The sequence below is a fragment of the Streptomyces sp. SID3343 genome (assembly GCF_009865215.1).
Lineage (GTDB): Bacteria > Actinomycetota > Actinomycetes > Streptomycetales > Streptomycetaceae > Embleya.
Genome location: NZ_WWJX01001298.1, coordinates 23,194 through 47,224 on the forward strand (window position 1 = coordinate 23,194; position 24,031 = coordinate 47,224).

The window sequence follows — 24,031 nt, forward strand, 5'->3', positions numbered from 1 at the left end:
CTAATCACTCCCCGCGTTCGCGTCGGCCAAGGCGTTGGCGCCACCGACGATCTCGCTGATTTCCTGGGTGATCTCGGACTGGCGAGCGTTGTTCGCCAGGCGAGAGAGGGTCCGGATGAGGTCTTCGGCGTTCTCGGTGGCCGACTTCATCGCCCGACGGCGGGCCGCGTGCTCGGAGGCAGCGGACTGCAGCAGTGCGTTGAAGATCCGGCTTTCGACGTACCGCGGCAGCAGTGCGTCGAGAACACCTTCGGCCGAGGGCTCGAAGTCGTAGAGCGGGAAGGGACCGCCGGCCGGCGGCTCGTCCGTCTCCTCGACCGCCAACGGGAGTACCCGCACCGCGACCGGGCTCTGCGTGAGCATGGAGACGAACTCGGTGCTGACGAGGTGAATCTCGTCGACACCGCCTTCGTCGGTGGGCGTCACGAACGCGTCGATCAGCTCACCTGCCACCTTCTTGGCGTCGGAGTACTCGGGGCGGTCGGAGAAACCCTTCCACTGCCCGGCCAGGTCCATTTCGCGGAACTGGAAAAACCCGATGCCCTTGGACCCGATGACGTAGCGGCGTACTTCCTTGCCCTCGTCCTCCAGCAGCTTGGTGAGCTGCTCGGCGGCCTTGATGACATTGGAGTTGTAGCCGCCCGCGAAACCGCGGTCACTGGTCACCAGCAGCACCGCGGCCCTGGTGGGCCGCTCCACCGAGGTGGTCAACGGGTGCTGCGTGCTGGAGAAGGTGGCGACCGCGGAAACGGCGCGCGTCAGCTCGTCCGCGTACGGCTTGGAGGCCGCGACGCGCTGCTGCGCCTTCACGATCCGCGACGCCGCGATGAGCTCTTGGGCGCGCGTGATCTTCTTGGTCGCCGACACGGAACGGATCCGACGCCGGTAGACCCGAAGTTGGGCTCCCATTGGTCAGGGTTCTCCGTTCTCTACTCGGACTTGGCCACGTGACGAGTGATCTTCTCCTGGCCGACGTCTTCCTTCTTCAGACCGGCAGGCGCCACGTCCTGGATCAGCGGCTCCCCGTCGAACTTGGTGAACGTCTGCTTGAAGGAGGTCACCGCGTCGGTGAGCGCCACCACGGCGTCGTCCCCGAGCTTGCCGGTTTCGACGATGCCGGTCAGCAGTGCCCCGTGCTCGCGCTGGACGTACTCGTGCAGCTCCTTCTCGAAGCGCCGAATGTCCTGCACCGGCACGTCGTCGAGCTTGCCCGTGGTACCGGCCCAGATCGAGACGACCTGGAGCTCGATCGAGAACGGCTCGAACTGGCCCTGCTTGAGCAGCTCGACCATGCGCGCACCACGCTGGAGCGAAGCCTTGGAGGTGGCGTCCAGGTCGGAACCGAAGGACGCGAACGCCGCAAGCTCGCGGTACTGGGCGAGGTCGACGCGAAGTCGACCGGCGACGCCCTTCATGGCCTTGATCTGCGCGGAGCCACCGACTCGCGAGACCGAGATACCGACGTTGACCGCGGGGCGCACGCCCTGCAGGAACAGGTCGGACTCCAGGAAGCACTGGCCGTCGGTGATGGAGATGACGTTGGTCGGAATGTACGCCGACACGTCGTTCGCCTTGGTCTCGATGATCGGCAGACCGGTCATCGAACCGCCACCGAGGTCGTCCGAGAGCTTCGCGCAACGCTCCAGCAGACGCGAGTGCAAGTAGAAGACGTCACCCGGGTACGCCTCGCGCCCCGGCGGGCGACGAAGCAGCAGGGACACGGCGCGGTACGCCTCGGCCTGCTTCGACAGGTCGTCGAACACGATCAGGACGTGCTTGCCCTGGTACATCCAGTGCTGGCCGATGGCCGAACCGGTGTACGGGGCGAGGTACTTGAAGCCGGCCGGGTCGGAGGCCGGGGCGGCGACGATCGTCGTGTACTCCAGCGCGCCCGCTTCTTCGAGCGAACGGCGCACGGACGCGATGGTCGTGCCCTTCTGGCCGATCGCGACGTAGATGCAGCGGACCTGCTTCTTCGGGTCGCCCGAACGCCAGTTGTCGCGCTGGTTGATGATCGTGTCCAGGCACACCGCGGTCTTGCCGGTCTGCCGGTCGCCGATGATCAGCTGACGCTGGCCGCGGCCGATCGGGGTCATCGCGTCGATCGCCTTGATGCCGGTCTGCATCGGCTCGTGGACCGACTTGCGCATCATGACGCCGGGGGCCTGGAGTTCGAGCGCGCGACGGCCCTCGGACTCGATCTCGCCCTGGCCGTCGATCGGCTGACCCAGCGGGTCGACAACGCGGCCCAGGTAGGCGTCGCCCACCGGTACCGACAAAACCTCGCCCGTACGACGGACCTTCTGGCCCTCTTCGATGCCGCTGAAGTCACCGAGGATGACGACACCGATCTCGCGGACGTCGAGGTTCTGCGCGAGGCCGAGGGTGCCGTCCTCGAACTTGAGCAGCTCGTTCGTCATGACCGAGGGCAGGCCCTCGACCTTGGCGATACCGTCGTACGCCTCGGTGACGGTACCGACCTCTTCGCGCGCGGCCGTCTCCGGCTCGTACGAGGCGACGAAGCGCTCCAGCGCGTCCCGGATCTCCTCCGGCCGGATCGTGAGCTCCGCCATCTGGTGTCCCTGCTCTCCTAGGTGGTGGGGTTAACGGTCCGCTGTCCGTCGCTTGTCGTACGGAACCGCGGTGCTGCTGTGGGGTGTCGCCGCTCGGTCCGAGGTGTTGCCTCGGGCGACCCGCGACGTCCCCGTCGTCCGGTGTCTCAACCGGCGAGCCGACGGCCCGCTTCGTCGAGACGTGTGGTCACGGTGCCGTCGATGACGTCGTCACCGATCTCCACTCGGACCCCGCCGATGACGTCGGCTGCGATTTCCACGTTGAGGTTGACCTCGCGGCCGTACATCCGGCCCAGCGCCGCGGCCATGCGGGTGCGCTGCTCCTCGGTGAGGGGCAGGGCGACCGTGACCAACGCGACCATCCGACGCCGGCGATCGGCGGCAAGGCGCGCATACGACTCGAGCCCGTGTTCAAGGTTACGGCTGCGCGGGTGCGCGACAAGCCTGGTGATCAGCCGCCGGGTGACGGGCTGGGCCCGACCCTCCAGCAGTCCGGAGACCAGGGTTGCCTTGCGCGCGTTCGCGACACCCGGGTCGGTCAGAGCGGACCGCAGTGCGCGGTCACCCATCACGATCCGGCCGAAGCGGAACAGCTCGTCTTCCAGATCGTCGAGCTTGCCGTCGCGCTCGGCGGCGATCAGCTCGGCGTTGACCGAAAGCTCGTCCAGCGCGTCGACCAGGTCACGGGGGCGTGACCAGCGCGTGCGGACGAGTCCGCCGAGCAGGTCCGCGGTGGTACCCGAGACCTGACCGGCGAGAAGCTGTGCCAGGAAGGCCGCGCGGGCCTCCCCGGAACGCGTCGCGTCCGTGAGGACGCGTCGAAGCGACACTGTGTCGTCCAGCAGGATGACCACGGAGTCGAGCTCCTGGGCCAGCCGGACCATGTCGGTACCGGGCACGGTCGCGAGCGTGTCGAGACGCTCACGGGCGGCGCCGAGCGATTCCCTGCTGGCGCCCTGCATCAGAGCACCTGCTCGGAGATCGCACCTGCGGACGCCTGGGCTTCGAGCTCGGTGAGGAAGCGGTCGACGACTCGGCGCTGACGCGCCTCGTCCTCGAGCGATTCCCCGACGATGCGCGAGGCCAGTCCGACGGCCAGTCGGCCGACGTCCTGACGAAGCGCGTTCTGAGCCTGATTCCGGTCGGCCTCGATCTGGGTGTGGCCGGCGGTGACGATTTCGTCCTTGATCCGCTGACCCTCGGCGCGCATCTCCGCGATGGCGACCGCACCCTGCTCGCGGGCGTCCTCGGTAAGGCGGCCGGCCTCACGACGGGCTTCGGCGAGCTGGGTGCGGTATCGCTCCAACTCGGCCTGCGCCTCGGCCTGCGCCTCTTCGGCGCGCTTGAGACCGCCCTCGATGGCGTCCGTACGGTCCGACAGCGTCTTGGCGATCTTCGGAAGGAGAATCTTCCAGAGAACACCGAAAACGATGAGGAACGCCAGGCCACCGATGATGATCTCGTCGAGCGGGGGAAGCAGAGGGTTCTGCTTCCCTTCGTTGGCGAGGAAAATCACGGTGTGGGACCTTCCGTCCGTATCTGCGGAATCAGACGCCGAAGACGAACGGCATCACGACGCCGATGAGGGCGAGCGCCTCGGCGAGGGCGAAGCCGAGCAGCATGTTCTGGCGAACCAGACCAGCGGCCTCGGGCTGACGCGCCATGGCCTGCACACCGTTACCGAAGATGAGTCCGATACCGACGCCCGGGCCGATCGCGGCGAGGCCGTAACCGATGGAACCGAGGCTGCCGGATACTTCAGCGGCGAGGTTCATGAGAACTGATCCTTTTTTCGAGGCCGGTGGACGATCCACCGGACGACGGTCGAGGAGAGAGAAAGTCTGCGGGTCTCTCAGTGCTCGGCTTCGAGCGAGCTGGAGATGTAGGACGCTGCGAGCAACGTGATGATGTACGCCTGCAGCGCCTGAATCATCAACTCGAAAGCGGTCATGATGACGACCACGACGAACGAGGTCGCGGAGTAGAGCGCTCCGATGTGGAAACCGAGCAGGTACCAGGCGCCCACGCTGAACGTCACGATCAGCATGTGTCCGGCGAACATGTTCGCGAACAGTCGGACGGCCAGCGTGAAGGGGCGGGTGATGAGACCCTGCAGCAGCTCGATCGGCGCCAGGAGGAAATAGATCCACGTCGGCAGCCCGGGCGGGAACATCATCGACTTGAAGTAGCCGGTGAAGCCCTGCTTCTTGATGCCGATCGCCAGGTAGGTGACCCAGACGACCAACACGATCGAGGCCGGGAAGGCGATTCGCGAAGTCGCGGGGAACTGGGCGAACGGCACGATGGAGAGCACGTTCATGACCCAGACGAAGAAGAAGATCGAGAACAGGAAGGGGACGTAGGGGTCGCCCTTCTTGCCGATGGTCTCCCGCGAAATGCTGTCGCGAATGAACAGGTAGCCCAGCTCGCCGACGTTCTGTGCGCCCTTGGGCACCAGCTTCGGCCTGGCGAACGCGCTCCAGAAGAAACCGACCACGAGGAGCGCCGCGACGATCGCGAGCAGCATCGGCTTCGTGAAGTCGAATGCCCCGATGGAGAAGATCGGCTTGAACTCGAAGGTGTTCAATCCCGGCGAGGGAAACCCGCATCCCTTGTCGAACAGGTGACAGCTACTGGCGAGCGTCTGGACGTCAGCAGTCACCACCGACTCCTTCGTCGTGAAGCATGGTTTCGGCTACCTCGATGTGTCGGCGTGGCTGATTGCCACGGAGCGGCACGCAACAGGGCCCGGTCAGGAGGACCTGCCGTGGCGGACAAAGACAAGAGCAAGGGCCAGAGCGATTCCGACGATCAGTCCGATCGGCAGGAACAGCGCGTCGTGGCCGGTCCACCGGTCGATCAGCCAGCCGATTCCGCCGTAGAACAGCATGCCGCTCAGCAGATAACCGACACTCGACCATGCGGCACCGTCCAACAGCCGATTCTCTCGGTCCGGCGGACGGGGGCCACTCTCGCTCATGACGCCCCGGACGATAGCAGTACCGCCGTGACGTCAACACATCCGGTCCTGGCACGCCACGTCGTCGGGGCAGGGCGCTGTGCGTGTGTCATCGCTCTCCATCCGGCTCGACGTAGGCGATCTTCAGCTTGGTGAAGACGTAGACCTGCGAGGCGACCCAGACCAGCGTCGCGCCCAGGATCGTCAGTCCGAACACCTTGGTGTCGAACGCCGTGGTGCCCTTGAACAGGAACAGGACCAACCCCAAGAGCATGATCTGCACGATGTACGTGAAGAGCGCCATGTTCATGATCATGTAGGGGTTCTTTTTGGAGATGCGCCCGATCGCGACCTGGCCGATGGAGAAGAAGACCAGGACCACGACGGTGGCGAAGAGGGCGCCGATCAGTCCTTTGCTGCCGGCCGCGAGCAGGGCCGCGATGGCCGCGACTACTCCTGCGGCGGCCGTGACAACGGCCGAGCCACGGAGAAGGCGGACGTCATTGGCCTGCATGTCGGTGACTCCGGCATCAGTGGGGGGCGGTAGGCGAACCGGAACAAAGCTTCGAAACAGTGCCTCGAAACCAAGCGCTGTTCCGGAGTGGCCGTAAAAGCACGGAACCTTCGCTATTGAAGGTCCATCGGCCGGTGATCCTGGTTCGTGAACGATATCACAAACTATTTGAGCAGAGCTTTACCCGTTCGTGTGTACAAGCTCACAGGCCACGGTCACCCTTTCGGGCCCCCCACCCGGCCGGCAAATCCGCAGGTGGGGAGGGGTCCTGGGGTTCCTGGGACGACTGGGGACCGGGCGCTGCGGTTGCTCCGTTCAGCCGTACGCCGTCCGATTCGCCGGGAACGATCCGGGGACCCGGTTCGTTCGCGGCCGACTTGCGGCGGCCCAGCCTGCGGTAGCGCGGTGGGACCACGCCGTGGATCTCGGTCGGCACGTGCGGCTTGAACCTCGGGAGCATCAGGACGACCAGGCCGACCGCGATCAGACCCAGGCCCGCGTAGACGATCGGGCGCCGTTCCGGGCGGACCGAGATGAGCACCGTGAACGACGCGATCAGGCCGGACCAGAAATACATGATCAGTACGGCCCGGCTGTGCGAGTGGCCGATCTCCAGCAGCCGGTGGTGCAGGTGGCCCTTGTCGGCCGCGAACGGCGAGCGCCCGGCCCAACCGCGTCGGCCCACCGCCATCAACAGGTCCATCAGCGGCACCACGAGCACCGCGAAGGGCAGCACGAGCGGGATGTAGACCGGAACGAGTTTGTGCGTGGTGAACGACATCGATCCGTCGTTTTGCGCGGCGATCGAGGCGGGGTCGATCCGGCCGGTGACGGTGACGGCGGCGGCGGCGAGCATCAGGCCGATCAGCATCGAGCCCGAGTCGCCCATGAAGATCCGCGCGGGGTGCAGGTTGTGCGGCAGGAAGCCGATGCACATCCCCACCAACAGCGCGGTGAACAGCGTCGGCGCGGCGGCGGCCGAGATGCCGTAGCCGAACCAGAGCCGATACGAGTAGCCGAAGAACGCGAGGGCGGCGATGCACACCATGCCCGCCGCGAGCCCGTCGAGGCCGTCGACGAAGTTGACCGCGTTGATCGTGATCACCACGATCGCGATGGTCAGCAGCGCGCCCTGGGTCGGCGGCAGGCCGACCGTGCCGTAGCCGGGGATGGGCAGCCACAGGATGACGATGCCCTGCCACACCATGACGCCGGCGGCGAGCGCCTGGCCGAGCAGCTTGATGATCGCGTCGACGCCCCACTTGTCGTCGATCACCCCGAGCACGGAGATCAGCGCGCACCCGGACAGCAGCGCCTGCACGTCGGTGGAGGCGGTGAACACCTCGGCCAGGACCGGCAGATGCCGCGCGACCAACAGGCCCGCGCACAGGCCCCCGAACATCGCGAGGCCGCCCAGTCGCGGCGTCGGCTCCTTGTGCACGTCGCGGGCGCGGATCTCGGGCATCGCCCCCGCGGCGATGGCGAACCGGCGGACCGCGCCCGTCAGCAGGTAGGTCACCGCTGCGGCGACGAACAGCGTGAGCAGGTATTCGCGCAAGACTCAACCGTCCCCGGCTTCGGACCATCCCAGCGGCAGCACGGGCATCAGACTAGACGTGCCGTCGCTCCCACAGGGAACCGCCGAACCTGCCCCGGCGTCGGACGATCGCACGATGCTCGGCAGCAGTGCCACCGGCCCGTCGCCCCACACGTAACCACAGCCCCCCGTGTCTCTTCCACACCGGGGCGGTAATCGTAGTCGTCGGGATCAGCCACGCGGGTAGGCCGGATGGGTGGAGACGAGTTCGGCCACCGCGGCGCGCACGCCGCGCGCGGTCGCGTCGTCGTCCTCTCGCACCGCGCGACCGATCAGCACGGCGATCTCCTTGAGGTCTCCCTCGGTCATGCCCTGCGTGGTCACCGCGGCCGTACCGACCCGGATCCCGGAGGCGATGGTCGGCTTCACGGGGTCGAACGGGACGGCGTTGCGGTTGAGCGTGATGCCGGCGCGTTCGCAGCGCCGTTCGGCGTCGTGGCCGCTGACTCCGATCCCGCGCAGGTCGAGCAGCGCGAGATGGGTGTCGGTGCCGCCGGAGACCGCGCGCATGCCCTCGGCTTGGAGCCCTTGGGTGAGTGTGTGCGCGTTGGCGATCACCTGGCGCGTGTAGGCGCGGTACGCGGGCGTCGCGGCCTCGCGCAGCGCGACCGCCTTCGCGGCCACGGCGTGCATGTGCGGGCCGCCCTGGGTGAACGGGTACACCGCGCGGTCGATCCGCTCCGCGAGGGCCGCGCGGCACAGGATCATCCCGCCGGGCGGGCCGCGCAGCACCTTGTGGGTCGTGCCCGTGACGATGTCGGCGTACGGGACGGGCGAGGGCACCGCCTGCCCGGCGACGAGTCCGACGATGTGCGCGGCGTCCACCAGCAGGTAGGCGCCCACACGATCAGCGATCTGTCGAAATGCCGCGAAATCGACAAGTCGTGGATAGGCGGTCGCGCCGCACACGATCAGCCGCGGCCGATGAGCCAGGGCCAGGGCTTCGACCTGCTCGTAGTCGATCCGTTCGTCGCCCTCGCGGACCCCGTAGGCGACCGTGTCGAACCAGCGTCCCGAGTAGTTCACCCGTGACCCGTGGGTGAGGTGACCGCCGTGCGGGAGCGACATCGCCAGGATCGTGTCGCCGGGGACGAGCACCGCCGCGTAGGCCGCGAGGTTGGCCGCGGAGCCCGAGTGCGGCTGGACGTTGGCGTGATCGGCGCCGAACAGTTCCCGCGCGCGCCGGGCCGCGAGCTCCTCCGCGCGGTCCGCCTGCGCGCATCCACCGTGGTGACGCCGGCCCGGATATCCCTCGGCGTACTTGTTGGCGAGGGTGCTGCCCAGGGCGGCGAGCACGGCCGAGGAGGCGAAGTTCTCGCCGGCGATCAGCCGAAGTCCCTCGCGCTGCCCGGCCAGTTCTCCCGAGACGACTTCGGCGATCTCCGGGTCCGCGTGCTGAAGGGACGCGAAATCCGGTCCCCAGAAGGGAGTTGACGTGGAGTCGGGGGTGCCCATGCACTGCTCCTCAAGGCCGCAGGGACATTCCCACCATAGGCCGGAGCATGGTGCGCGGACAGGCTCTCGCGGCCCATTCCGCAATCGTGACCCCCCACGCGCCGGCGACCGCCCGACGCGGCGCCTCAGGCGATGTGCGCGGGGTGTCCGGTGAGCGCGGTGAGCACCGGATCCAGGGCCGAGCCGATGTCGGACGCGCAGGCCCGGAACACGCTCAGCGGAGCGCCGTACGGGTCCGCCACCTCGTCCCACTCGGGGTCGGGCGCGGCGAGGCGCCCGCGCAGCGCGGCGGCGGCCCGCACGAGCGAGCGGCTGCGGCGGACGAGGTCGCGCTCGGGATAGGGCGCGCGCTCCAGGACCGCGACCAGGCGGGTGAACTCCTTGAGCGTGAACGTGCGCAGCCCCGAGGCGTGCCCCATCGACACCACGTGCGCCCGGTGGTCCAGGGTCGCGGTCAGCACGAGGTCGGCCTCGGCGACGTGCTCGTCGAGCAGCTCACGGCCGTGGAAGTCGCCCGGGTCGGCGCCGTACTCGAGCAGCACCTCGGCCGCGTGCGGCTCCATCGGCGCGCCCTCGTGCCCCCACGTGCCCGCGCTCTCCAGCGACAGCCGCACGCTGTCGTCCGCCGCGAGCCGACGCTCCAGGCCGAGTTTGGCCAGGCGCTCCGCGATGGGCGAGCGGCAGATGCTGCCGGTGCACACGAACAGGATCCGAAACAGGTCCGGAGAACCGTACGTCCCGGATCCATACGAGGGCCCACCGGTAGGCGGGGCGGTCAATTCACGCCCTCCAGGTCGGGTACGACCTCGCGCAACGTCTCCAGGGAAAGGGCACCCTCGCGCAGCAGACGCGGCCGCCCGGCGGTCAGGTCGATGATCGAGGACGGATCGGTGGTGGGGCACGTACCACCGTCGAGGTAGACCGAGACCGAGTCGCCCAGTTGCGCTTGCGCCTCGTCGACCGTGGTGGCCGCCGGATTCCCGGAGCGGTTCGCGCTGCTGACCGCCATCGGGCCGGTCTCGGTGAGCAGCTCGATCGCGACGGGGTGCAGCGGCATCCGCACCGCGACCGTGCCGCGGGTGTCGCCCAGGTCCCACATCAGCGACGGCTGGTGGAACGCGACGATCGTCAGCGCGCCGGGCCAGAACGCGTCGACCAGCTCCCACCCCAACTCGGGGAAGCCGGTGACCAGGCCGTGCAGGGTGTTCGGGGAGCCGACCAGGACGGGCGAGGGCATGTTGCGGCCCCGCCCCTTGGCGTCGAGCAACGCGTGCACGGCGTGCGGCGTGAACGCGTCCGCGCCGATGCCGTACAGCGTGTCCGTGGGCAGGACCACCAGATCGCCGCGCTTGACGGCCGAGGTGGCCTCACGCAGCCCGAGCCCGCGATCCATCACGTCGGAGCAGTCGTAGCGTCGACTCATCGGGCTCTTACCTCCTGAAGCGGTACGGACGAACTCGTGCCGAGTGCCGCGTTCGACCACGAACGCGGCATCGAGGAGGCGCGGTTCACGCGCCTTCCTTGCGGGCGGTCGTGTAGCGGGGGCGGTTGGTCAGATCGCGGTGATCGGCCGCGTCCACCCAACCGGCTTCCTCGTTGAAGATCCACGGCACCGCGCCGCCCTGCGTGTCGGCGTGCTCGACCACGACGAGTCCGCCGGGTCGCAGCAGCCGGTAGGCAGTCTTGGACAGGACCCGAATGAAGTCGAGTCCGTCGGGCCCCGAGAACAGCGCCATCTCGGGGTCGTGATCGCGCGCCTCGGGGGCGACCTCGTCGCGCTCCTCCAGCGGGATGTACGGGGGGTTGCTGATCACGAGGTCGACCGTGCCGTCGAGTTCGGGCAGCGCGGTCAGCGCGTCGCCCGCGTGCAGCACGACGCGCGATCCGCTCGCGTTGCGGGTCGCGTAGCGAAAGGCGCCCGGGTCCAGCTCGACCGCGTGCACGACCGAGCGCGGCACCTCCTGCGCGACGGCCAGCGCGATCGCGCCGGAGCCGGTACACAGGTCCACCACGAGCGGCTCGGCCACGTCCATCGCCCGCAGCGCGTCTATCGCCCAGCCCACGACCACCTCGGTCTCCGGGCGGGGCACGAAGACGCCGGGGCCGACCTGGAGTTCGAGGTAGCGAAAGAACGCGCGCCCGGTGATGTGCTGCAACGGCTCGCGGGCCTCGCGCCGGGCGACGGCCTCCCAAAAGCGCGCGTCGAAGTCGCCGTCGGCGACGGTGTGCAGGGTGCCGCGCTTGACGCCGTGCACGAACGCCGCGAGTTCCTCGGCATCGAAGCGCGGAGAGGGAACACCCGCGTCGGCCAGTCGCAAAGTGGCCTGGGCCACTTCGGCGAGCAGCAGGTTCATCTCGTCTCCGTTATTGGTGGGCGAGCCGGGCGGCCATGTCGGCGTCGACGCACGACTGGATGACCGGGTCGAGGTCGCCGTCGAGCACCTGATCCAGGTTGTACGCCTTGTAGCCCACGCGGTGGTCCGAAATCCGGTTTTCCGCGAAGTTGTACGTCCGGATGCGCTCCGAACGGTCTACCGTACGCACCTGACTGCGGCGCACGTCCGAGGCTTCCTTGTCGGCCTCCTCCTGTGCGGCGGCGAGCATGCGCGCCCGCAGGATGCGCATCGCCGACTCCTTGTTCTGGAGCTGGCTCTTCTCGTTCTGGCACGAGACCACGATGCCGGTCGGCAGGTGCGTGATGCGCACCGCGGAGTCGGTCGTGTTGACGGACTGCCCACCGGGGCCGGACGAGCGGTAGACGTCGATCCGCAGGTCGTTCGCGTTGATCTCGACCTCGACGTCCTGGGCCTCGGGCAACACGAGGACACCGGCGGCGGAGGTGTGGATGCGGCCCTGCGACTCGGTCGCGGGCACTCGCTGTACGCGGTGCACGCCGCCCTCGAACTTCAGCCGGGCGTAGACACCCTCGCCGGGCGCCGGGTTGCCCTTGGTCTTCACCGCGACCTGGACGTCCTTGTAGCCGCCGAGGTCGGATTCGTTGGCTTCGAGGATCTCGGTCTTCCAACCGGCGCGCTCGGCGTAGCGCAGATACATCCGCAGCAGGTCGCCCGCGAACAGGGCCGACTCCTCGCCACCCTCGCCCGCCTTGACCTCCAGGATGACGTCCTTGTCGTCGGCCGGGTCGCGCGGCACGAGCAGCCGGCGGAGCTTTTCGGCCCACTCCTCGCGGCGCACTTGCGATTCCTCCGCCTCGGCGGCGAAGTCGGGGTCCTCCGCGACCAGTTCGAGCGCCGCCTCGACGTCGTCGCTCGCACTGGCCCACTGCCGGTAGGCATCGACGATCGGCCCGAGTTCGGCGTAGCGCCGACCGAGGTTGCGAGCGCGCGTCTGGTCGGTGTGCACCGCCGGATCGGCGAGCTGCTTCTCCAGGTCGGCGTGCTCGGCGAGCAGGTCGTCCATCGCCTCGAACACAGGGGCTCCTCTGTCTATGGCCGCGAACTCGGCGGGATCGGTGGCGCAGCGCGGTGCGGGCGGCGAAGGGGTGGGGGGACTGCGGCCGGCGCGCTCGGTGACGAGGCGCCGGGCTGTGCCGCACCCCGGATCACGCAGACAAACGAACGGCGCCGGAGGAGCGGGACGGGCCTTGGAACAAGGCCCACCGCTCCTCCGGCGCCGCAGGGTCGCTAGTTGCTCCCGGCCACCGGCTGCTTGCCGAAGCGCTTCTCGAAGCGCGCGACACGGCCGCCCGTGTCGAGGATCTTCTGCTTGCCCGTGTAGAACGGGTGGCACTGCGAGCAGACCTCGACGCGGATCTGGCCGCTCGTAGCAGTGCTGTGGGTGGTGAACGTCGAGCCACAGCCACAGGTGACGGTGGTTTCCACGTACTCCGGGTGAATTTCGGGCTTCACAGGAATCTCCTTGAGGTTCGGGAGGGCACCGGGTCGTACACCCGAATGGGCATCACGTGAACCGGGACCGACAGAGCAGTCTGCCAGGAGGGGGCAGCCGGACCCAAATCAGGGTCTGTACCGCCCAACCACGACCGGGGTGAGGGCATTCCCGCCCCCTCTTGGTCAGCGCGCTGTGTCTTGTTCTTTCGGTCTTGCTCACGGGCGGACCGGCCCTGAGGCCGACCCGCCCGCTCCGAGCGACAGATCCGAGGACCTGGTCGTTCGGCATCGGCGTGGTCTTCTACTGTGCCGATCCGGGAGCGACCCCCGGACCCCACGCCTCCGCCCCGATCGGTCTAGTCGTTCGGCATCGGCGTAGTCTTCTGGATTTGCATCAGGAACTCGCCGTTGCTCTTGGTCTTCTTCATCTTGTCCAGGAGCAGTTCGATGGCCTGCTGCTGGTCGAGGGCGTGCAGCACCCGGCGCAGCTTCCAGACGACCGCGAGTTCGTCCGGCGCCATCAGGATCTCTTCCTTGCGGGTGCTGGACGCGTCCACGTCCACCGCCGGGAAGATGCGCTTGTCGGCGAGCTTGCGGTCGAGCTTGAGCTCCATGTTGCCGGTGCCCTTGAACTCCTCGAAGATCACCTCGTCCATGCGCGAGCCGGTCTCGACGAGCGCGGTGGCGAGGATGGTCAGCGAGCCGCCGTTCTCGATGTTGCGCGCCGCGCCGAAGAACTTCTTCGGCGGGTACAGCGCGGTCGAGTCGACACCACCGGACAGGATGCGGCCGGAGGCCGGCGCCGCGAGGTTGTACGCGCGGCCCAGGCGGGTGATCGAGTCGAGCAGCACGACGACGTCGTGGCCCAGCTCGACGAGGCGCTTGGCCCGCTCGATCGCCAGTTCGGCGACGATCGTGTGGTCCTCGGCCGGACGGTCGAAGGTCGAGGAGATGACCTCGCCCTTGACCGACCGCTGCATGTCGGTGACCTCTTCGGGGCGCTCGTCCACGAGCACGACCATCAGGTGGCACTCGGGGTTGTTCACGGTGATCGCGTTGGCGATCGCCTGGAGCACCATCGTCTTGCCGGCCTTCGGGGGCGCGACGATCAGTCCGCGCTGCCCCTTGCCGATCGGCGCGACGAGGTCGATGATCCGCGTGGTCAGCGCGCTGGAGTCGGTCTCCAGGCGGAGCCGGTCCTGCGGGTACAGGGGGGTCAGCTTGTTGAAGTCGGAGCGCTGACGCGCCTGTTCCGGCTCCATGCCGTTGACCGTGTCCAGGCGCACGAGCGCGTTGAACTTCTCGCGGCGCTCGCCGTCGCGCGGCTGGCGCACCGCGCCGACGATCGCGTCGCCCTTGCGCAGGCCGTTCTTGCGCACCTGGGCGAGCGAGACGTACACGTCGTTGGAGCCGGGCAGGTAGCCCGAGGTCCGCACGAACGCGTAGTTGTCGAGGATGTCCAGGATGCCCGCGACGGGCACCAGGATGTCGTCGTCGGCCAGCACGGGCTCGTTCGTCTCGAAGCCCTCGCGGCCGCCGCGGCGACGGTTGCGGTCGCGGTAGCGCCCGCGACGACGCCGGCCGCCACCCTCGAAGTCGTCGTCGGGACCCATGGGGTCGTTGTCCTGCTGCTGCTGTTGCTGCTGCTTGCCGCGGTCGCCACCGCGGTCGCCACGCTCGGCACGGTCGCCGCGCTCGCCCCGCTCGGGACGGTCGCCGCGATCACTGCGGTCACTGCGGTCGGTGCGCTCCGCGCGGTCGGTGCGCTCGTTGTTGCGCTCGCCACGCTCGGCCCGCTCGCCGCGCTCCGGGCGCTCGGCCCGGTCGGCGTTGGCGTTGTTGTTGCGCTCGCCGCGGTCGCGACGGTTCTGGCCGCGCTCGCGACGCTCGCGACGGCCTTCACGCTCGCCGCCCTCGCGCTGCTCGCCCTGCTCGTCGCCCGTGCGCTCGGGGCGCTCGGTGCGCTCGCCACGGCGGCGCGTGGTGGTGGCCTCGCCGGCCTCGGCCGCGGGCTCGCCCTGGTCACGACGGGCGCGACCGTTGGCGGGGGCCTCGGCGGCGGCCTGCTCCGGAATCTCGATCTGCGACGCGGTCTCGACCGCGACGCGCGTCCGGGCGGCACGGCGGGTACGCGTGGGCGCCTCCGCCGCGGGGGCCGCGGGCGCCTCGGCGACCGGGGGGGCCTGGGCCTCGGCGGGCGCCGCGCCGTTGTCCGCCGCGACGGCCTTGGCCTTGCTCGCGCGGGCCGGCTTCGTGGCGGCAGCGGCGGGAGCCGCGTCGGAGCCGCCCTGCTTCGCCTGGATGGCCTCGATCAGCTGGCTCTTGCGCATGCGGCCGGTGCCACTGATGCCGAGACCGGTGGCGACCTGCTGGAGCTCGGCGAGCACCATGCCGTTGAGGCCGGTGCCGGTCGAACGGCGGCGCCGGGTGGCGGGAGCGGGGGCGTCCGCGGTGGCAGCCGCGTCACCCGAGGTGGACGCGGCCTGTGGCGTTGCGTCCATGAGTTCGGTGGTGTCGCTCACGAAGGGTCCTTCCCTGGAGCGGGCGTCGGCCTTGAGGGGGCACGGCGACCGGTTGTGCTGTCCGTTCCGCTTCCAGCGCGGTCCGGTGCGGTGGTCCGCCGGATGGCGGGAATCATCGAAAATGTGCCCAGTACTGCGGGGATCGGGCTCATGTGTGTATGTGCCTGTGGGGGCTCGTATTCCTGTCGGGAAAGTGCCCTCGGGACCCCGGGGTGAGCTCGACACGGCACGGTGCTTCCGCCGGTCGGATTCGGGGAGCCACGTTCGTCACGAAGGACAAGCAGGAGGGGAGACTCCCAAGGGATCGTGGCCACAGAGCACCGAACGCGCCCAACCCTATGCGGGCGGGGGATCTGGTGCGGTGATGACGCTAACACTACCGGACCCAAGAGACATTCCCCCACCCCATCGCTCCCCCGGCGCAGCCCTTTTTCGTGCGGTAGTGCAGTGGAGTGAACGAATCGACGAGCGTCGGCGGTCGTCTTCGGCATTTCGACGGCTCGCTCTCGCGAACCGTCTCGTGCCTGCCTCGTGCCTGCCTCGCGCCTGCTGATCCCGTCCGCCGGCGTACTGCCGACGAACAGCGAATACGCAGGTCGTGCCGGTCGCGCCCGTCATGCCAGCGGCATGACGCTTGCTCCGTTCCCGTCCACTTCCAGTTGCCGAACCACCCAATCGGGCCCGGCCATACCGATCGCCTCGTCCACGCGGTCGGATGTGACCAGGGCGAGTACGGTCGGCCCCGCGCCGGAGACGACCGCGGCCATCCCCTGAGCGCGCAGCTTGTCGATCAATTCCGCGCTCGCGGGCATCGCGGGCGCTCGGTAGGTCTGGTGCAACCTGTCCTCGGTCGCGGCGAACAGCAGGTCGGGGCGCGTCGTGAGCGCCGTGACCAGCAATCCGGCACGGCCGGCGTTGGCCGACGCGTCGCGATGGGTCACCTTGGCCGGCAACAGACCGCGTGCGACTTCGGTGGACAGCGGTGTCGCGGGTACGAACACCACAGGGGATATTCCCCGATCGGGGGCCGAACGCACCGCGTGGGGGCCGTCTTCGTCGGTCCACGCGATGGTGAAACCACCGAGCAGGCACGCCGCGACGTTGTCCGGGTGGCCTTCGAGCTCGGTGGCGAGCGCGAGCGTGGCGTCGTCGTCGAGCCGCTCCGCCCCGCCTATCGTCAGCGCGCGGGCGGCGATCACCCCGGCGCAGATGGCGGCGGCGGACGAGCCGAGCCCGCGTCCGTGTGGGATGCGGTTGGCGCATACGACGTCGAGCCCGGGCGGGCGACCGCCCATGGCCTCGAACGCGGCATAGGCGGCACGAACGACGAGGTGATTCTCGTCGCGGGTGAGATTCTCGGCGCCCTCGCCGGCGATGTCGATCGACAGACCCTCGTCGGCGACCCGGACGGCGACGTCGTCGTACAGTCCGAGCGCGAGTCCGAACGCGTCGAACCCGGGGCCCAGGTTGGCGCTCGTGGCCGGGATGCGAACCCGGACTGGGGCGGCGCGGAATGCGGGGCCGGCCATACGCGTGGACACTCCTCCTCGTGGAGTTCCGGGCACCTTCGCGGGACGGTCCGAACCGGTGACGCATTCGGGAAATCGCGGGTGCTGCGGAACGGCAGGAACAGACGCGAGACTCGGGCGGCGTACGCCGCGGAACGAGTGAAGGTCGCGTCCGGTGATCAGCCTACCGAAGGTGCGTTCCCTCGCGGGACACCATTGGCGCGGCGTCGGAAGATCGGTATCGGAAATGCGATCGAAAAGGACCGAAGGCGGTCGACGAATGCTCGTCGACCGCCTTCTTTTGATCACGCCGCGCTTTTCGGGCCGGATTGGCCGGTAAAGGCTGCTCCCGATGGGTGGGCCGGGGGCGGCTGTTGGTGGGGCCTTGGTGGGCCTGGTCAGCCTTGGTGGGCGTCGGCCTGGGTGGGCCTTGGTCAGCCGTCGAGGCCGAGCTGCGCGGCGGCGGCCGACGCGTCTATCGGGACGACGACCGGCTTGGGCGCGCCCGCGACGGCCCAGTCGGGGTCCTTGAGGCCGTTGCCGGTCACCGTGCACACGATCCGCTGGCCCGGGTCGACCCGGCCCTGATCGGCCGCCTGGAGCAGTCCGGCCACACTCGCGGCGGACGCGGGCTCCACGAAGACACCCTCCTGTGCGGCCAGGAGTCGATAGGCCGAAAGGATCTGACGGTCGGTCACCGACTCGATGTGGCCGTGCGAGTCGTCGCGCGCGGCGATCGCGAAGTCCCACGACGCCGGGTTGCCGATCCGGATCGCGGTCGCGATCGTCTGCGGCGAAAGCACCGGCGCGCCGTTGACCAGCGGGGCCGAACCGGCCGCCTGGTAGCCCCACATGCGCGGCAGGCGGGTGGACAGGCCGTCGGCCGCGTATTCGCGGTAGCCCTTCCAGTACGCCGTGATGTTGCCCGCGTTGCCGACCGGCAGGACGTGGATGTCGGGCGCGTCGCCGAGCATGTCGACGATCTCGAACGCGGCGGTCTTCTGGCCCTCGATGCGGACCGGGTTGACCGAGTTGACGAGCGCGACCGGATACTTTTCGGCCAGGTCGCGGGCCAGCGTCAGGCAGTCGTCGAAGTTGCCGTCGACCTGCAGGATGCGCGCGCCGTGCACGAGCGCCTGACCCATCTTGCCGAGCGCGATCTTGCCCTGCGGAACGAGCACCGCACACACCATGCCGGCCCGCACCGCATACGCCGCGGCGGACGCGGAGGTGTTGCCGGTGGACGCGCAGATGACCGCCTGCGCGCCTTCCTCCTTGGCCTTGGAGATCGCCATCGTCATGCCGCGGTCCTTGAAGGACCCGGTCGGATTGGCGCCCTCGACCTTGAGGTGAACCTCACATCCCGTGCGCTCGGAGAGCACCTGGGCGGGGACGAGCGGCGTGCCACCCTCACGCAGGGTGACCACGGGTGTGTTCGCCGAAACCGGCAGACGGTCGCGATATTCCTCGATGACCCCGCGCCACTGAGTGGTGCGGACGCCTTCCTTGAGCGCGCTCACGGTCCCTCTACTCCCCTTCAACCCGCATGATGCCTGCGATGTCGCGGACGATGTCCATACCCCGAAGGTCGGCGACTGTCGCCGCGAGCGCGGCGTCGGTCGCGGTATGGGTGACGATGACGAGTGTGGCATCCCCGTCCCGGCCCTGCTGACGGACCGTGTCGATGGACACGTCGTGCTGCGCGAACACGGCCGCCACCTGCGCGAGCACGCCCGCGCGGTCGGCCACGTCCAGGCTGAGGTGGTAGCGGGTACGGGCGACGCCCACCGACTCCACGGTCAGTTCCGCGTAGGCCGACTCGCCGGGGCCGGTGGCGCCGGTCAGTTTGTTGCGGCAGACGGCGACGAGGTCGCCCAGTACCGCGCTCGCGGTCGGCGCGCCACCGGCGCCGGGCCCGTAGAACATCAGTTGGCCGGCGGCCTCGGACTCGACGAAGACCGCGTTGTACGCCTCGCGTACCGACGCGAGCGGGTGCGAGCGCGGGATCATCGCGGGATGCACCCGGGCGTTGACGGTGTGGCCGTCGGCGCCCCGCTCGCAGATCGCGAGCAGCTTGACCACGCAGTTCATCGCCTTCGCGCTCGCCACGTCCGCAGCACTGACCTCGGTGATGCCCTCGCGGTACACGTCGGCGGCGGTGACCCGGGTGTGGAAGGCGATGCCGGCGAGGATCGCGGCCTTGGCGGCGGCGTCGAAGCCCTCGATGTCGGCGGTGGGATCGGCCTCGGCGTAGCCCAGCGCGGTGGCCTCGTCGAGCGCCTCCGCGAAGCCGGCCCCGGTCGAGTCCATCCGGTCCAGGATGAAGTTGGTGGTGCCGTTGACGATGCCCAGGACCCGCTCGACCTTGTCCCCGGCGAGCGACTCGCGCAGCGGACGCAGCAGCGGGATCGCACCGGCGACGGCGGCCTCGTAGTACAGGTCGACGCCGTGTTTCGCGGCGGCGGCGTGCAACGTGGAGCCGTCCTCGGCGAGCAGCGCCTTGTTGGCCGATACCACGGAGGCGCCGTGTTCCATCGCGGTGAGCATCAGCGTGCGCGCCGGCTCGATGCCGCCGATCACCTCGATCACCACGTCGATGTCGTCCCGCTCGACCAGCGCCATCGCGTCGGTGGTGATCAGCGCCGGATCGATGCCCGCACGCTCTCGCCCGGCGCGGCGCACGGCCACCCCGGCAAGCTCCACGGGCGCCCCGATTCGGGCGGCGAGGTCGGTCGCGTGCGTCGTCATGATGCGGGCCACTTCGGAGCCGACCACACCACAACCGAGCAGCGCCACCTTCAGCGGCTGCGTACGCATCATCCGACCTCACTTCTCGAAGACAAACGTTGTCCGAGTCTGCCGTCCGGGGGACCTCCGGCACCGGCAGTGCCGTCAAGTGTCGCCCGGATCACCCTTCGGACCAGGGCCGGTCCAGGATCCGAGACTACGATTCTTGCGGCGTGACCCGGTTGCAACGGGATTTTCTCCCGTGCCCGGGGGCCGCCACACGGCGACCCCCGATTGTTCTGTGGGTGTTGCGGTATTCGTTCCCTTGTCGCGGTGCCGGCGCGCCTTCGCGGGGCCGGCCGGCGATGCGCCGGTGTTCGGGTCGGCGTTTCCGGTCGGCGTTTCGGGTCGGCGTTTCGGGTCGGCGTTTGGTACCGGCGTTTCGGGTCGGCGCTTCGTACTGGCGTTTGGTACCTGCGTTCGGTATCTGCTTTTCGATACCGGCGCTTGCTGCCGGCACTTGGTACCGGCGTTTTGTACCGGCGTTTTCGTACCGTCGCGCGGCCGAGCAAGTGTGGGTCAGCCCACGTCGAGACGCAGCAGGTCTTCCTCGGTTTCGCGTCGGACGATCGGGCGCGCCGCGCCATCGCGCACGGCGATCACCGGTGGGCGTGCGACGTGGTTGTAATTGCTGGCCATCGAACGGCAGTACGCACCGGTCGCCGGCACCGCCAGCAGGTCGCCGGGCGCGAGGTCGGCCGGCAGATACGCGTCGCGCACGATGATGTCACCGGACTCACAGTGCCGTCCCACCACTCGCGAGAGCATCGGCGGCGCGTCACTCACACGTGAGACGAGAGTCACGGTGTATTCGGCGTCGTACAGGGCGGTACGGATGTTGTCCGACATGCCGCCGTCGACGCTGACGTACGTACGCAACCCCTCCAGCGGCTTGATCGTGCCCACCTCGTACAGCGTGAACGTGCCGGGTCCGGCGATCGCGCGACCGGGCTCGACGGACAGGCGCGGTACGGCCAGGCCCGCCGCGTCGCACTCGCGGCGCACGATCTCGAACAGCGAACCGGCGATCGCGGCGGGCGTCTGCGGGTCGTCCGCGGCGGTGTAGGCGATACCCAGGCCGCCGCCGAGGTCGATCTCGGGCAGTTCGACGCCGTGCTCGTCGCGGACCGCGACCAGCAGTCCCACGACCCGGCGCGCGGCGACCTCGAAGCCGGCGGTGTCGAAGATCTGCGAACCGATGTGCGAGTGCAGGCCGATCAGTTCGAGCGAGTCGAGCTTGCGGATCCGGCGCACGGCCTCGGCGGCCAGACCGTCGGACAGCGAGAAACCGAACTTCTGGTCCTCGTGCGCGGTCGCGATGAACTCGTGGGTGTGCGCCTCGACGCCGACCGTGATCCGGACCAGGACCTTCTGGGTGACGCCGCGGCGGTCGGCGATGAACGCGAGCCGGCTGATCTCCTCGAAGGAGTCGACCACGATCCGGCCGACCCCTACCTCGACGGCACGGTCGAGTTCGGCGGTGGACTTGTTGTTGCCGTGGAAGGCGATCCGGGCCGGGTCCATGCCCGCGGACAGCGCGACGGCGAGTTCGCCCGCGGTACACACGTCGAGGTTGAGGCCCTCCTCGGCGATCCACCGCACGAGCGCGCGACACAGGAACGCCTTGCCGGCGTAGAACACGTCGGCGCCCTCGAACGCCTCGCGCCAGGCACGGCAGCGGGCGCGGAAGTCGGCCTCGTCGAGGATGTACGCGGGCGTACCGAACTCGCGCGCGAGCTCACGCACGTCCAATCCGGCGATCGAGACCACGCCGTCGGCGCCGCGCTCGGTGTGCGCGGGCCAGATCTTCGGGTCGAGCAGGGCCAGGTCCTCGGGCGCGACGGGCGGCGCGCCGTCGGGCAGAACGTCCGCGTGACGCGGGCCGGCGGGGTGGGCGGAGCGGCTCATGTCGTGGTGCTCCCCGTGGGGTCGAGGTGGTGAGGAAGTGGTGCGTACGTAGGTCGGTCCCGAAATGGCCGAAGGCCGGGCACGTGCCCGGCCTTCGGCCTGTCGCCTGCGCTGTGACGAACCGTTCGATCCGTCACATGCGCTCGGGGGCGGACACCCCGAGCAGGCCGAGGCCGTTGGCCACGACGGTTTTCGTGGCTTCCACCAGCCACATTCGGGCGTGGTTGACGTCGGTGATCTCGTCGTCGCCCTTGGGCAGGATCTGACAGTTCTCGTAGAAGCGGTGGTAGCGACCGGCCACCTGCTCCAGGTAGCGCGCGACGTGGTGCGGCTCGCGCAGCTCGGCGGACTTGGCGACCACGCGCGGGAACTCGCCGAGGATGCCGAGCAGGTCGGACTCCCACTCGGTGGCCAGCAGTTCGGGCTTGAGCTCGCCCTTGACGATGCCCCGGTCGGCGGCCTTGATCGCGATCCCGGCCGTTCGGGCGTGCACGTACTGCACGTAGAAGACCGGGTTCTCGTTCTTCTGCGACGTCAGGATGTCGATGTCGAGCGTGATGGTGGAGTCGGTGGACGAGCGGGCGAGCGAGTAGCGCGCGGCGTCGACGCCGATCCACTCGACGACGTCGTCGATGGTGATGATGTTGCCCGCCCGCTTGGACATGCGGACCTCTTCACCGGCCCGCATCATCTTCACGAACTGACCGACGATGACCTCGATGTTGCGCTCGGGGTCGTCGCCCGCGCAGGCCACGATCGCCTTGAGCCGGCCCACATAGCCGTGGTGGTCGGCGCCGAGCATGTAGACGCAGACCTCGTTGCCGCGGTCGCGCTTGTTCAGGTAGTAGGCGGCGTCGGACGCGAAGTAGGTCTTCTCGCCGTCGGACTTGATCAGGACGCGATCCTTGTCGTCCCCGTAATCCGTCGTGCGCAGCCAGATCGCGCCCTTGTCGTCGTAGACATGGCCCTGCTCGCGCAGCCGTTCGATGGCCTTCTCGACCGCGCCGGACGCGTGCAGACTCGTCTCGGAGAACCACACGTCGAAGTGCGCGCCGAAGTTCTCCATGGACCGCTGGATCTCGGCCACCATCAGCCGCAGCCCGGTGTCCCGGAAGACCTTCTCCTGCTCGGCCTCGTCGAGCCCGAGCACGTCGGGGCGCTCCGCGAGAATGTCCTTGGCGATGTCGTTGATGTACGCGCCGACGTAACCGTCGTCGGGAACGGGGCGCTCGTTGGCCGCCGCCATCAGCGACTTGCCGAACTTGTCGATCTGCACGCCGGCGTCGTTGATGTAGTACTCGGTGGTCACGTCGGCGCCGGACGCGCGCAGGATCCGGCCGAGCGAGTCGCCCACGGCGGCCCAGCGCACCCCGCCGATGTGGATCGGCCCGGTCGGGTTCGCGGAGACGAACTCCAGGTTGATCTTGAGCCCGTCGAGCGCGTCGTTGCCGCCGTACGCCGCACCGGCCTCGACGATGGTGCGGGCCAACTCGCCCTGGGTCGCGGTGTCGAACGTAATGTTCAAAAAGCCGGGCCCGGCCACATCGACCTTGGCGATGCCGGGCGTCGCGGCGATCCGCGCGGCCAACAACTCGGCGATCTCCCGCGGCGGCCGCTTGGCCGGCTTCGCGAGCTGCAGCGCGATGTTCGTCGCGTAATCCCCGTGCTCGCGGTTCTTCGGTCGCTCGACCGTGGTGCTCTCGGGCACGACAACGGCCAGCTCGCCCGCCTCGACGGCGGCACGAACAGCGGACAACACTGACTGCGAAAGCTCTGCGGGGGTCACGAGGACAAGCCTAGGCGACCGAATCACCAACCCGCCCCGGGGTTAGCGTAGGCCATCCGGGTGACGGCACCGCAGCGCCCGAACCGCCGCCCCGACGGGACCGCACCTCGGCCCCGCGATGCCACGCCGGCCGGAGCGCGTGACCCCGGCCGCGAAACCGGCCCGGGATCGCCCCCACGGTGGTGCCGAGCCGGGGACGCCACTGCCGCGGCCGCTCCGCCGGACCGGGCTGCCGACACGTTGATCGCGTCTGTGTAGGGCGTTCTGTGCAGGGCGTCTGTGCAGGGCACCGCCCACCTGCGGCCCGTTCGGGTGCGATGCCGCCGGCGACAGCGCGATCGGGCGCCGCCACGTGAGCCGCCGATCGGAGCATGTGCTCTGCGGGCCACTCCTCGGCCGGTCCCTGTCACCCGAACTGCGGCCTGTCCCCGCCAGTCGGGCCGCTACCAATCGGGGCCTCTAACTTCTTACTTCCTACTCCTTACTCCGCCACCGGTACCGCAGTCCGCCTCGGTCACCTGAACTGCCACCGACCCGGGGCACCCGGGCCACTGTCCCGTCGGGACCACGT

At 69.1% G+C, this 24,031-nt stretch carries 21 protein-coding genes; all 21 read right to left on the reverse strand.

Annotation, left to right across the window (positions count from 1 at the left end):
* The 21 genes from GT354_RS40595 to argS all read right to left on the reverse strand — a co-directional run bounded on the left by GT354_RS40595 (position 1) and on the right by argS (position 23,460).
* On the reverse strand, positions 1-909 hold the full coding sequence (locus GT354_RS40595) for a F0F1 ATP synthase subunit gamma (protein ID WP_161361557.1): 909 nt from the start codon (positions 907-909) through the stop codon (positions 1-3).
* 20 nt (positions 910-929) lie between these two features.
* On the reverse strand, positions 930-2,573 hold the full coding sequence (gene atpA, locus GT354_RS40600; protein WP_161361559.1) for a F0F1 ATP synthase subunit alpha: 1,644 nt from the start codon (positions 2,571-2,573) through the stop codon (positions 930-932).
* Between the two features lie 146 nt (positions 2,574-2,719).
* A complete protein-coding gene (locus GT354_RS40605) occupies positions 2,720-3,535 on the reverse strand; it encodes a F0F1 ATP synthase subunit delta (RefSeq protein ID WP_161361562.1) in 816 nt (271 codons plus the stop codon).
* Positions 3,535-4,089, reverse strand: coding sequence for a F0F1 ATP synthase subunit B (locus GT354_RS40610; RefSeq protein WP_161361564.1), 555 nt, complete (start codon positions 4,087-4,089; stop codon positions 3,535-3,537). The genes GT354_RS40605 and GT354_RS40610 overlap by 1 nt, the downstream gene beginning before the upstream one ends.
* A 31-nt stretch (positions 4,090-4,120) precedes the next feature.
* Positions 4,121-4,348: an ATP synthase F0 subunit C gene (gene atpE / locus GT354_RS40615; RefSeq protein WP_161361566.1), complete on the reverse strand. Its 228-nt coding sequence runs from the start codon at positions 4,346-4,348 to the stop codon at positions 4,121-4,123.
* A 77-nt stretch (positions 4,349-4,425) separates the two neighbouring features.
* On the reverse strand, positions 4,426-5,238 hold the full coding sequence (atpB, locus tag GT354_RS40620; protein ID WP_161361568.1) for a F0F1 ATP synthase subunit A: 813 nt from the start codon (positions 5,236-5,238) through the stop codon (positions 4,426-4,428).
* An 87-nt stretch (positions 5,239-5,325) separates the two neighbouring features.
* The gene (locus GT354_RS40625) at positions 5,326-5,553 is read right to left on the reverse strand and encodes an AtpZ/AtpI family protein (protein WP_237535940.1); all 228 of its coding nucleotides are present in this window, start codon (positions 5,551-5,553) and stop codon (positions 5,326-5,328) included.
* 88 nt (positions 5,554-5,641) lie between these two features.
* Positions 5,642-6,046: a hypothetical protein gene (locus GT354_RS40630; RefSeq protein WP_161361570.1), complete on the reverse strand. Its 405-nt coding sequence runs from the start codon at positions 6,044-6,046 to the stop codon at positions 5,642-5,644.
* Positions 6,047-6,248: 202 nt separating this feature from the next.
* Complete coding sequence (locus GT354_RS40635; protein WP_161361573.1) at positions 6,249-7,604, reverse strand: MraY family glycosyltransferase; 1,356 nt, start codon at positions 7,602-7,604, stop codon at positions 6,249-6,251.
* A 210-nt stretch (positions 7,605-7,814) separates the two neighbouring features.
* Positions 7,815-9,098, reverse strand: a complete 1,284-nt coding sequence (gene glyA, locus GT354_RS40640; RefSeq protein WP_161361575.1) for a serine hydroxymethyltransferase — start codon at positions 9,096-9,098, stop codon at positions 7,815-7,817.
* 125 nt (positions 9,099-9,223) lie between these two features.
* A complete protein-coding gene (locus tag GT354_RS40645) occupies positions 9,224-9,817 on the reverse strand; it encodes a low molecular weight phosphatase family protein (protein ID WP_161361650.1) in 594 nt (197 codons plus the stop codon).
* A gap of 56 nt (positions 9,818-9,873) precedes the next feature.
* Positions 9,874-10,521, reverse strand: a complete 648-nt coding sequence (locus GT354_RS40650) for an L-threonylcarbamoyladenylate synthase (protein WP_161361577.1) — start codon at positions 10,519-10,521, stop codon at positions 9,874-9,876.
* A gap of 85 nt (positions 10,522-10,606) precedes the next feature.
* Positions 10,607-11,452 (reverse strand): peptide chain release factor N(5)-glutamine methyltransferase, encoded by an 846-nt coding sequence (gene prmC, locus GT354_RS40655; protein WP_161361579.1) that lies wholly within the window; start codon positions 11,450-11,452, stop codon positions 10,607-10,609.
* A 10-nt stretch (positions 11,453-11,462) separates the two neighbouring features.
* The gene (gene prfA, locus GT354_RS40660) at positions 11,463-12,530 is read right to left on the reverse strand and encodes a peptide chain release factor 1 (RefSeq protein ID WP_161361581.1); all 1,068 of its coding nucleotides are present in this window, start codon (positions 12,528-12,530) and stop codon (positions 11,463-11,465) included.
* 212 nt (positions 12,531-12,742) lie between these two features.
* Entirely contained in the window at positions 12,743-12,967 is a 225-nt protein-coding gene (gene rpmE / locus GT354_RS40665; protein WP_161361583.1) for a 50S ribosomal protein L31, read from the reverse strand.
* A 338-nt stretch (positions 12,968-13,305) separates the two neighbouring features.
* On the reverse strand, positions 13,306-15,471 hold the full coding sequence (gene rho / locus GT354_RS40670; protein WP_346012400.1) for a transcription termination factor Rho: 2,166 nt from the start codon (positions 15,469-15,471) through the stop codon (positions 13,306-13,308).
* Between the two features lie 614 nt (positions 15,472-16,085).
* Entirely contained in the window at positions 16,086-17,000 is a 915-nt protein-coding gene (thrB, locus tag GT354_RS40675) for a homoserine kinase (protein WP_161361585.1), read from the reverse strand.
* Positions 17,001-17,413: 413 nt separating this feature from the next.
* The gene (thrC, locus tag GT354_RS40680) at positions 17,414-18,499 is read right to left on the reverse strand and encodes a threonine synthase (RefSeq protein WP_161361587.1); all 1,086 of its coding nucleotides are present in this window, start codon (positions 18,497-18,499) and stop codon (positions 17,414-17,416) included.
* Positions 18,500-18,506: 7 nt separating this feature from the next.
* Positions 18,507-19,799 (reverse strand): homoserine dehydrogenase, encoded by a 1,293-nt coding sequence (locus GT354_RS40685; protein ID WP_161361589.1) that lies wholly within the window; start codon positions 19,797-19,799, stop codon positions 18,507-18,509.
* Positions 19,800-20,285: 486 nt separating this feature from the next.
* Positions 20,286-21,674 (reverse strand): diaminopimelate decarboxylase, encoded by a 1,389-nt coding sequence (gene lysA, locus GT354_RS40690; RefSeq protein WP_161361591.1) that lies wholly within the window; start codon positions 21,672-21,674, stop codon positions 20,286-20,288.
* Between the two features lie 133 nt (positions 21,675-21,807).
* A complete protein-coding gene (gene argS / locus GT354_RS40695) occupies positions 21,808-23,460 on the reverse strand; it encodes an arginine--tRNA ligase (protein WP_161361593.1) in 1,653 nt (550 codons plus the stop codon).
* Between the last annotated feature and the right edge of the window lie 571 nt (positions 23,461-24,031).